The sequence below is a fragment of the Psychrobacter sp. NPDC078929 genome, from assembly GCF_050267985.1.
Lineage (GTDB): Bacteria > Pseudomonadota > Gammaproteobacteria > Pseudomonadales > Moraxellaceae > Psychrobacter.
Window position 1 is genome coordinate 1 of record NZ_JBNNFX010000036.1, and the last position, 9,459, is coordinate 9,459.

Consider the following 9,459-nt stretch of genomic DNA (forward strand, 5'->3'; position numbering starts at 1 on the left):
CACCTGTATGGGCAATCGAAAACGGCCAGCAGCTTATCAGCGCGATGCAGACCAACGTTTATCGTCATGCCGATGATCCTGATCGCTGGATGCGTCTGTCTGAGCTATTTTTATCGTTAGAGGCCACTGATTCGGCACTAGAAGCCTTATCACGTGCGTATCGCTTGGCGCCTGACAATGAAGAGATTGCGACCACTTATGCGCAGATTAGCTTTTTTGCCAATAAAGGTCAGCTTGATGCCAGTAGCCGCCGTGTCTTACAAGATGTCCTTGCCAAAAATCCACAGCATGAAGGTGCGCAGATGCTCATGGCAATGGGTGAGGCACGTGGTAGTAACTTTGCAGAAGCGCAAGGTTGGATTAAGCGTTTACGCGAGAGTATTGCTGCCAAGCCTGGCGATCATAGTAAAGCGTTAGCGAGCCTTGATGAGCTAAGTGCCAATATCGTCGCGCAAGAACAGCAAGCCTCGCAAGGTATTGAAGTTACCGTCTCTGTTGATGCTGCCTTGCTGCCACTTGTTAAAGCTGATGATGTGTTGTTTGTGGCGATACGTGATGTTAAAGGTGGTCCGCCATTTGCAGCTAAACGTTTACCGATTAGTGTCATCAAGCAGGGTAAAGCCAGTATCCGTTTAAGCGATCTTGATGCGATGATGCCAGAGCGCACGTTACAATCCGCCCGTAGCGACAAAATTAAGTTAGCAGTCGTTGCTCGTGTTAGCCATAGTGGGACTGCGTCCGCAGAGTCGGGTGATCTATCAGGTAACCCAGTAGTGGTTAGCGCTGAACAGACTCAGGTTAATATTGAAATCAATCAACAGATCCCCTAATAAATAATTATTACAGTAAGTTTCATAATACTAGAACCGTATGTAGGACAGCTTTTGAAAGTGGCGCTATCAATAGCTGTATAACCTATTAGTAAAGAAGTAAAAAACGGCTATGGTGTTTTGCTAGTGAAATAATTGGACGGATGACTATAGAAAGTCTTGATTAAACATAACAGACAGCTCATTTTCAGCTTCACGCAGAAGAGGTATATAGTTTGATAACTCTTCTAAAGACTTTTTAACAGTGGGACCATGAGTAAATACGGTGGCAAAGGTTTGCTTGCTGCTCACTATTTAGAATTAGTACCGCACAGGCAACCATGCCTCGAATGAATTCTTAGTTATCTATCCCTATCTGAGTATCCCGCGTTTCAGCTATGGTCCGCGTAGCTTGTTTTTACATCAGTATTGTTAGCTCTAGCAGTGATAATGAATATATTCACTGTCAGATAACTTTGGTTTAATTTAAAACAGAATCATGACGTTTTGGACAATCATCACTACGCCACTAATGACCATTAATAGGATCAGCATCACTCTAAACTGCTTGATATTCATACCTGCTAAAAAGCGCTTACCAATGATGTTGCCAACCACAGCACCAAGCCCTAAAGCAAAGCCATAAATCCAAAGATTGGCAGTCAATACGCCAAAAAAAGTATAACTACCAATCTGAGCCAATCCTACAAAGAATGAATTAGCTGTTTTAGTAGCGATTAAATCTTCTTTTTGTAATCCCGTATTCATATAGAAAGGATTGAGCACAGGACCCAAACCGCCGACGAGTGTGCTAATGAACGCCGTAATAAAACCTAAAGGCACAAACCCCAGTTTAGGCATATTAAAAGATTTTTCTACTTTGCCAAAACGATACTGCAAGACGGTAGATATCAAAAATGCACCCACTAATAACTGAATCCAGCTCCCATCAAGACGGCTAAATAATAATGCAGCTAACCACGCACCAACGATAGCGCTTGGCGCATAATACTTTATTAGCGACCAGTCGATATGATGCCAAAATAAATAAAGACGTGAAGGGCGACTAATGAAATTACCTAAATTAATCACGGGTGGCGCAGCCGAGATCCCTATCAGCGCAGAGGTGACAGGTATGAGTAAAAGTGCACCGCCACCTCCTGATATGGTGGAAATCACAAAAGCAATCATACCCGCCAAAAACAGCCCTGCAAGATGCCAATTAGGAATTGCTTGTAAAATATCGAGCACGGTTAAGCTCCAACATTAACAGAAGGGAACGAGATTGTTTTAGAGCTATATCCTATCTAAAGTCACCATAAAACGTTACCTGAAGAGCAAGATGCCAAGCGTGCCAAAAATGAGCTCATACAGTTTGCTACTGATCATGGTCATAAACTTGCTGCGTTCTACGTAGAGAATGGGTCAGGGGCAAAGCTAGTACATCCAAAGCTGATAGCTATCATAACCCCAGTTCGGGATAAGCCACATTGTAACTCATTGATACTATTTACAATGTTGCTACCCGTCCCTGCTGAGGCATGTTTTTGATGGTGGGTTTATAGGGAAACCAGCAATAAGCAATCAAACCCGACAGCAAGTTTGTGCTAAACCCCGTCACACTACGATGGCGTGAGTGTTCGATTTGGCACAAGTTTTTAAGCTCTCCAAACACCGTTTCAACCAAAGAGCGATGATTGAGTAGTGCCTCATCCATCGGCTTGAGTAATTGGGGTTTCATATGACGCCGAAGTTTCGTTATCAGCCTAGTATCACTGTGTTTTGTGAGCCACTCGTTCAGTGCTTTACTGATGTAGCCTCTATCACCAAATAGTTTTCCAAATAAAGACGTTGCCATATCCTTAACAGGCACTCTGTCATCCGTATTACCTGCAGTGACTTTAACAGATACAAGCTCGCCCTTATGATTGATAATGGCGTGTAGCTTAAAGCCATAGAACCAGCCCATACTACCTTTACCTCTTTGCGCCATACTCTCAAAGACTTTATGACGGTAGATACGTTTGTTATGACAAACTGCTATCTTGGTTGAATCAATATAGCTGATACCCGTACAGTCGCCCATCATGCTTTGCAAGTAGCTGCACAGTGGCATGATACTGCGCGGCACAAGCTCTATAAATCGCGAGTAGCTCGGCAGATTTGGAAACGCCCGTTTCATCATGCCAAGCATGTGATGGTAGTAAAACGCCTTAAACTGTCGATACCGCAGTTGATGAAACAGTACCAAGATGGTCATCATCTCTGCTACACTTATCTTGCATGCTCTTAACCTTTGGTGTCCCGTTGCGATTAAATGAGCGTCAAACTCAGGTTTGAATTGCTGATAAAAGTCGTCAATATGGCAGTATAGTTCGGTTAGGTTGTCCATGTAAGAAGTCCTTTTTGCTTAAGTGGTCTTGGTAAACTTACTTTAGCAACTTCGGACTTCTTTTTTTATCTTTTTTTTGAGCGCTTATCCCGAACTGGGGTTATTAATAAGTTAGCGATGGACAGTAAAAATCATCCTTTTCAGCTATAACTGGGCATTGGCGCTATCAACCTCAGCATATACCGCTGTGCTACCATCTTTATTTATTTGCATGATTTGATAAGGGTCGAACTGATTGTTATATTCCATACCAGGACTCCCCATAGGCATACCCGGTACAGCAAGGCCAATGGCGTCGCTTGGCGGGTTTGCTAAAAACTCTGCAACATGCTTAGCGGGTACATGGCCTTCAAACACATAACCATCACTCGTGACCGTGGTGTGACAAGAGCGCATATTATTAGGGACGCCGTAGCGCTGTTTAAATACCGCTAAGTCGGCAACATCTTGCCCCTCAGCGGTCATACCATGATCTTCGGCATGGCTAATCCACTCTTTACAGCAGCCACAATTGGCATCTTTATAAACCGTCGCAGAGACGTTTCTCAGCGCATCACTGTTACTGCTAGCGCTCGGAGTCACCGTTTTAGGCGTTTGGACTTTTGAATTCTGGCTGTCTGTTGCCGTCTCTACAGTCGCTGTGGTTGCAGCAGTGGTATTGGTTTCGCTACAAGCAAATAACGACGATGTCACTGTCAGTAGGATAAGCGCACCAAACAATTTATGCTGCTTAAAAGTTAAGTTATGGTTATCAGGTTTCATACATACCCTCTCGTCATTTATTGTTTATTGTTGCATTTGATATTTAACCCCAATTCGGGATAAGCGCTCAAAAAAAGATAAAAAAAGAAGCCCAAAATTGCTAAAGTGAGTTTACCAAGACAAACTTCACAACAAGGACTTCTTACATGGACAACCTAACCGAACTATACTGCCATATTGACGACTTTTATCAGCAATTCAAACCTGAGTTTGACGCTCATTTAATCGCAACGGGCCGTCAACGGCTAAGAGCATGCCAGATAAGTGTAGCAGAGATTATGACCATCTTGGTACTGTTTCATCAATTACGTTATCGACAGTTTAAGGCGTTTTACTACCATCACATGCTTGGCATGATGAAACGGGAGTTTCCAAATCTGCCGAGCTACTCGCGATTTATAAAGCTTGTGCCGCGCAGTATCATGCCACTATGTGCCTACTTGCAAAGCATGATGGGCGACTGTACGGGTATCAGCTATATTGATTCAACCAAGATAGCAGTTTGTCATAACAAACGTATCTACCGTCATAAAGTCTTTGAAGGACTTGCAACCCGAGGCAAAAGCAGCATGGGCTGGTTCTATGGCTTTAAGCTACACGCCATTATCAATCATAAAGGTGAGCTGGTATCCGTCAAAGTCACTGAGGGTAATACCGATGATAGAGCGCCTGTTAAGGATATGGCAACGCCTGTGTTTGGCAAGGTGTTTGGGGATAGAGGCTATATCAGTAAAGCCCTAAACGAGTGGCTCACAAAACACAGTGATACCACGTTGATAACCAAACTTCGGCGTAATATGAAACCCCAATTACTTGAGCCTATGGATGAGGCACTACTCAATCATCGCTCTTTGGTTGAAACGGTGTTTGGGGAGCTTAAAAACTTGTGCCAAATCGAACACTCACGCCATCGTAGTGTCACGGGGTTTATCACAAACTTGCTGTCAGGTTTAATTGCTTATTGCTGGTTTCCCTATAAACCCACCATCAAAAATATGCCTCAGCAGGGACAGGTAGCAACATTGTAAATAGTATCAATGAGTTACAATGTGGCTTATCCCGAACTGGGGTTAAATAGCTTTTTTACAGTGAAGCGATGCCAATATTGATCAAGCCGCCACCAACGATTAACCAAGCAAACATAATCGCACCTAAGATAAGGGGTTTAACGCCAGCTTGTTTGATAGCGCCCAAATGCGTGGTTAGACCCAGCGCAAACATTGCCATGGTGAGCAGCACATCGTCTAGTATCACCATACTACGCTCAAAGCTTGCGGTCATCGGCACCCAAGTGTGCAGTAAGACGATGGCAATGAATATGAAGGCAAACCAAGGCACTTTGACTTGTTGAATGCGGCTCATTACAGAGGGTTTGTTACCTTGATCGTTACTGCCTTTGGTCAACGCAAAAGATAAAACCAATAAGAACGGCGCGAGCATCATCACGCGTATCATCTTGGTGACAACCGCTGTGTCACCCACTTCGGGACTGACTGCGTTACCAGCGACGACGACTTGCGCCACTTCATGAATGGTGGCACCCGTATAAATCCCGTACTGCTGAGCATTTAGCCAAGGTTGCAACCAACCAAGATGGTATAAAAACGGATAAAGCAGCATCGCAATGGTGCCAAAGACCACGACCGTAGCCACAGCGATAGTGACTTTGTGCGCTTCGGCCTTGATCACTGGCTCTGCGGCGATAACAGCTGCTGCCCCGCAAATACTCGCGCCTGCACCAATCAATAACGTCGTTTGTTTATCGACTTTGAGCCATTTTGTACCTAACCAATAAGTGATTAAAAAAGTCGAGGTCAATACCAACGCATCGCTCATCACCGCAGACAGTCCGACACTTGATACTTGCGTTAGGGTCAGCTTAAAGCCATAAAACATGATGGCGAGACGCAGTATTTGACCTTTGGCAAATGTCACGCCCACATGTAGCTGCTCAGCGAAACTAGAATAAACGGTATTGCCCAATATCATACCGATCAAAATCGCTAGCGTTAACGAAGACAAGCCTATAATGCGCCCGTGACTCCAGACATCCAAGCTCGTATTTAGCCATAAGCAAAATAAGCTACCGACAAACACCACTATCAAACCTGCGAAATGGCGATTGGTTGGGAAGTAGTTGGTCACTGTTTTAGTTAAGGCGTGCATGACGAAGTGTCCTATTGTCCATAATCGAAATAAGCATAAGCTTATGAATAGACATTATAAGGCAGACCAATCTATAATAAAAACAGATTAATTAGATAAAAACTATCGATTTTTTAGGTTAATAAAAGTCTTTGGGCTAAAAAGATGGTTTTTTAGATAATAAAGGGTTTTTAAAATAACAGGTGGTTTTTAGGTTGTATCAATAAGATAGGGTGTCAGAGAAATTATGAAAAAAGCCATGCAGGTATTACCAAAGATTACCCTCAAGCAATTATCAGTGTTTGTCAGTATTTATCAAACTGGCAGTACCAGCCGTGCCAGTGAAGAGCTGCATTTATCGCAATCAGCGGTCAGCAGTGCACTCACTGAGCTGGAGGCGCGGTTACAAATGCCGCTATTTGAGCGCGTCGGGCGCAGGCTCAATCAGCATCCAAACGCCCATCCTATCTATATACAGGCACAAGCGATTTTGGGACAAGCTTTAACGCTTGAGCATTATCATAAGCATCAAGCAGGGCAGATTCATATTGGTGCTAGCACGACTATCGGTAATTATGTATTGCCACCGCTGCTTGCCAAATTGTACGAAGCGCTACCCGATGCCCATATCGATATGTATATTGCCAATACCCAAGAAGTGGTCGGCGAGGTTGAGCAATTAAATATCGATATTGCGCTTGTAGAAGGTATGCCGCGCCCGACAGATATGAAAGTCATTGAGCAGCGCGCTTGGCGGACCGATACCTTGATGGTATTTGCTAAATCTCATAGTAAATGGCTGGCAAACATGGACTATAACCATAAAGAAAAATGCTATGAGCTCAGCGCTGAACGATTGGCAAGGCTGCCATTACTGGTACGAGAGGCGGGTTCGGGGACGCGGCAGATTATCGATGAGCAGTTATTGCAGCATCTACCGCATGCCGAGATTGTCATGGCAATTCAGCAGTCAGAAGCCATTAAGCATATGGTCAGCGCCGATATTGGGCTTGGCTGCTTATCGCAGTATGTCATTCAAGCAGAATTGGATAAAGCAGAGCTGGTGCAGGTGAAAGTAGCAGGTATTGATTTAGCGCGCACGTGGTGGCTGGTGTGGCATAAAGCGCGTCATCAAAGCCCCATTTGGCAGAGTTTTATTGATATTTTGACAGAAGATTGATTTTAGTAGTAAAACCCCAGTTCGGGATAAGCCAGTGCTTAAGTTGTTGATACTATTTGTATAATTATTATCTGACCTTATAAAGTCATGCTTTTGACAGTAGTTTATAGAGAAGCCTGTCTTCAAAGACTTAGCTGGTCTTCAAGAGTAATAGAAAATATCAATACTATCAGCAGCTTAATGAATCACTTATCCCGAACTGGGGTTATAATAATAAAAAAATATATTTGCCTTTAATGATAAGAGAGATTGACGCTAAGTACTGGGATGCCACTTCTACTTATGGGTATGGCGGTCCGCTGGTTGACGACACTGTGACCACTGATGAGCTGGATATTATGTTGAAAGGCCTTCAGGATTTTCTTTATGAAGAAGGCTGTGTCTCTTTGTTTATGCGCCTGCATCCCATCATTAACAAAGAACGAGAGCGCCCCCCAGCTATTGGCAAAATAATAAAGCATGGCTTAACAGTAGCCTCTGATTTGACTAAATCTGAAGAAGAATACTGGCAAGAAACTCAAAATCAGCACCGCCGTGGCATCAAAAAAGCAATGAAAATGGATGTGACTACTAAGGTTGAAGCGTTGGACGAAGAAAACGCTAAAATCTTTTCAAAGATTTATGAAGAGACGATGGCGAATGTTGGTGCCACTGATTATTATTTTTTTGATGACAATTATTACTATAATTTGTCTAAAAACCTACAAGGCAGATTGCTGTTGATAACGGCTTATCAAGAAGATAAGCCTATTGCTTCTTCTTTATACACTGCCTGTGAGGAGTCAGGGATTATGCAGTATCATTTAGGAGGAACGCTCGACGATTATAGAAAACTGCAGCCTGCTAAACTGATTACTCATGTGGCAAGAGACTGGGGGCGGGAAAATAACTATAAATTACTTCACCTTGGCGGTGGCCTTGGTGCTAGCCTCGACTCACTATACAAATATAAAAAAGGCTTTAGCTCCCCCTCTGAGGAGTTTGATTTTAAAACCTATAGACTCATTGTCAACCCAGAGAAATATGCCGAATTGGTAGCCAAGGTTGGTCTGAGCGAGGAAGATTTGAATTCTGACTTCTTTCCTTTATATAGGAAAAAGGCAGCACTTGCTTCTGAAGATGAGGCGAACAGACCTGCTTAATAAGGTAGTATTAAAAAGTATTATTGCAGACAGTATCACTATAAAAAAACACCAGCTATAACTAGTTATAGCTGCTGTTTTTTGTCTCTACAATATATTGGGCTTTATTGAGTTGGAACAATATGCCAAACGCCTTTTACATTATCGCCGTTTGCATCTCCAGCTTTAGTGTCTTTTACAAAGAAGTATAACGGCATGTTATTGGCAGCCCACTGATAAGTACCGTCATCACGCTGAAAAGTCGAGAACTGACCGACGCTTTTGGCATTGTTAGGGGCGGTAAGTGCTGGCCAAGCCGCTAAACAATCACCTGTACAGTTCGACTTATTGGCAGTGTCTTTGTCAAAGGTATATAGCGTCATGTAATTAGTAGAATCAACCAGCATACCGTTTCTACTAGTCACTGGTACGGCGCTGCTACTAACCATCTGGTTATCATTCATTCCTGACATATTAGTGCCAAATACTTTATCCATTGTCGAGCAGCCTGTAAGCGCTAAAACACCACTTAGTGCAGATAACATCATAATACGCTTCATAGTAACTTCCTTATTCTTAGAAAATGATTAGTCAGTAGACCTCTTGCAAAAGTCATAGGTTTAGCTCGAAATTAATGATACCAGCAAGAGCCCATCCCAGATTCTGTGTAACTGCCATTTAGATTAAATGCTTACTGATACGATCATCAAACATAATTATAAAGCGATTAAGAGCCGCCGTCCAGTTACGAATCGGCATCGACCACCTTGACGATGCCTGTTGAGTTGCCAAATAGACCACCTTGAAGGCGGCTTGATCAGAGGGAAACACCTTACGCTTATTCACCGCTGTTCGAATGACACTATTTAGCGACTCTATCGCATTGGTGGTATAAATGACTTTTCTGATGTCTTTAGGGTACTCAAAGAACACCGTTAAGCCCTCCCAGTTATTACGCCAAGACTTGATGACATGCGGGTACTCTTTGCCCCATACTTCATCAAAGTGCTCAAGGTTGGCCTCTGCCATCTCAAGCGTATCAGCACCGTA

General features: G+C 43.3%; 10 protein-coding genes. 4 read left to right on the plus strand and 6 right to left on the minus strand.

All coding sequences use genetic code 11. The features are described from left to right. A partial coding sequence (locus ACQKCG_RS13405; RefSeq protein ID WP_427585474.1) for a tetratricopeptide repeat protein occupies positions 1-830 on the plus strand: 830 nt, incomplete at its 5' end. 465 nt (positions 831-1,295) lie between these two features. Here the strand turns inward: ACQKCG_RS13405 and ACQKCG_RS13410 are convergent. The 3 genes from ACQKCG_RS13410 to ACQKCG_RS13420 all read right to left on the minus strand — a co-directional run bounded on the left by ACQKCG_RS13410 (position 1,296) and on the right by ACQKCG_RS13420 (position 3,963). Beyond that, positions 1,296-2,060, minus strand: a complete 765-nt coding sequence (locus ACQKCG_RS13410; protein WP_227522957.1) for a sulfite exporter TauE/SafE family protein — start codon at positions 2,058-2,060, stop codon at positions 1,296-1,298. Between the two features lie 259 nt (positions 2,061-2,319). Beyond that, entirely contained in the window at positions 2,320-3,201 is an 882-nt protein-coding gene (locus ACQKCG_RS13415; protein WP_102078858.1) for an IS982 family transposase, read from the minus strand. 144 nt (positions 3,202-3,345) lie between these two features. After that, complete coding sequence (locus tag ACQKCG_RS13420) at positions 3,346-3,963, minus strand: DUF411 domain-containing protein (protein WP_068037317.1); 618 nt, start codon at positions 3,961-3,963, stop codon at positions 3,346-3,348. Positions 3,964-4,109: 146 nt separating this feature from the next. Here ACQKCG_RS13420 and ACQKCG_RS13425 point away from each other — a divergent pair, with 146 nt between their 5' ends. Then, entirely contained in the window at positions 4,110-4,991 is an 882-nt protein-coding gene (locus ACQKCG_RS13425) for an IS982 family transposase (RefSeq protein ID WP_068037314.1), read from the plus strand. A 55-nt stretch (positions 4,992-5,046) separates the two neighbouring features. Here the strand turns inward: ACQKCG_RS13425 and ACQKCG_RS13430 are convergent, their stop codons facing one another. After that, entirely contained in the window at positions 5,047-6,129 is a 1,083-nt protein-coding gene (locus ACQKCG_RS13430; RefSeq protein ID WP_068037311.1) for a YeiH family protein, read from the minus strand. Between the two features lie 226 nt (positions 6,130-6,355). Here ACQKCG_RS13430 and ACQKCG_RS13435 point away from each other — a divergent pair, with 226 nt between their 5' ends. Together ACQKCG_RS13435 and ACQKCG_RS13440 are read left to right on the plus strand one after the other, a co-directional pair. Then, positions 6,356-7,288 (plus strand): LysR substrate-binding domain-containing protein, encoded by a 933-nt coding sequence (locus ACQKCG_RS13435; RefSeq protein WP_068037308.1) that lies wholly within the window; start codon positions 6,356-6,358, stop codon positions 7,286-7,288. A gap of 314 nt (positions 7,289-7,602) precedes the next feature. After that, positions 7,603-8,430, plus strand: coding sequence for a GNAT family N-acetyltransferase (locus ACQKCG_RS13440; RefSeq protein ID WP_157822716.1), 828 nt, complete (start codon positions 7,603-7,605; stop codon positions 8,428-8,430). Between the two features lie 104 nt (positions 8,431-8,534). Here ACQKCG_RS13440 and ACQKCG_RS13445 read toward each other — a convergent pair whose 3' ends face one another. Together ACQKCG_RS13445 and ACQKCG_RS13450 are read right to left on the minus strand one after the other, a co-directional pair. Then, positions 8,535-8,969 carry a COG4315 family predicted lipoprotein gene (locus ACQKCG_RS13445; RefSeq protein ID WP_068037304.1) on the minus strand — a complete coding sequence of 145 codons (435 nt, stop codon included), beginning with the start codon at positions 8,967-8,969 and terminating at the stop codon, positions 8,535-8,537. A 118-nt stretch (positions 8,970-9,087) separates the two neighbouring features. Continuing rightward, positions 9,088-9,459: transposase (locus tag ACQKCG_RS13450; protein ID WP_427585475.1), on the minus strand; the 372-nt coding region annotated here is incomplete at its 5' end.

Excerpts from the sequence above, each read along its gene's own strand:
- ACQKCG_RS13415 (WP_102078858.1), bottom strand. The coding sequence starts at position 3,201 with ATGGACAACCTAACCGAACTATACTGCCATATTGACGACTTTTATCAG.
- ACQKCG_RS13420 (WP_068037317.1), bottom strand. The coding sequence starts at position 3,963 with ATGAAACCTGATAACCATAACTTAACTTTTAAGCAGCATAAATTGTTT.
- ACQKCG_RS13425 (WP_068037314.1), top strand. The coding sequence starts at position 4,110 with ATGGACAACCTAACCGAACTATACTGCCATATTGACGACTTTTATCAG.
- ACQKCG_RS13430 (WP_068037311.1), bottom strand. The coding sequence starts at position 6,129 with ATGCACGCCTTAACTAAAACAGTGACCAACTACTTCCCAACCAATCGC.
- ACQKCG_RS13435 (WP_068037308.1), top strand. The coding sequence starts at position 6,356 with ATGAAAAAAGCCATGCAGGTATTACCAAAGATTACCCTCAAGCAATTA.
- ACQKCG_RS13445 (WP_068037304.1), bottom strand. The coding sequence starts at position 8,969 with ATGAAGCGTATTATGATGTTATCTGCACTAAGTGGTGTTTTAGCGCTT.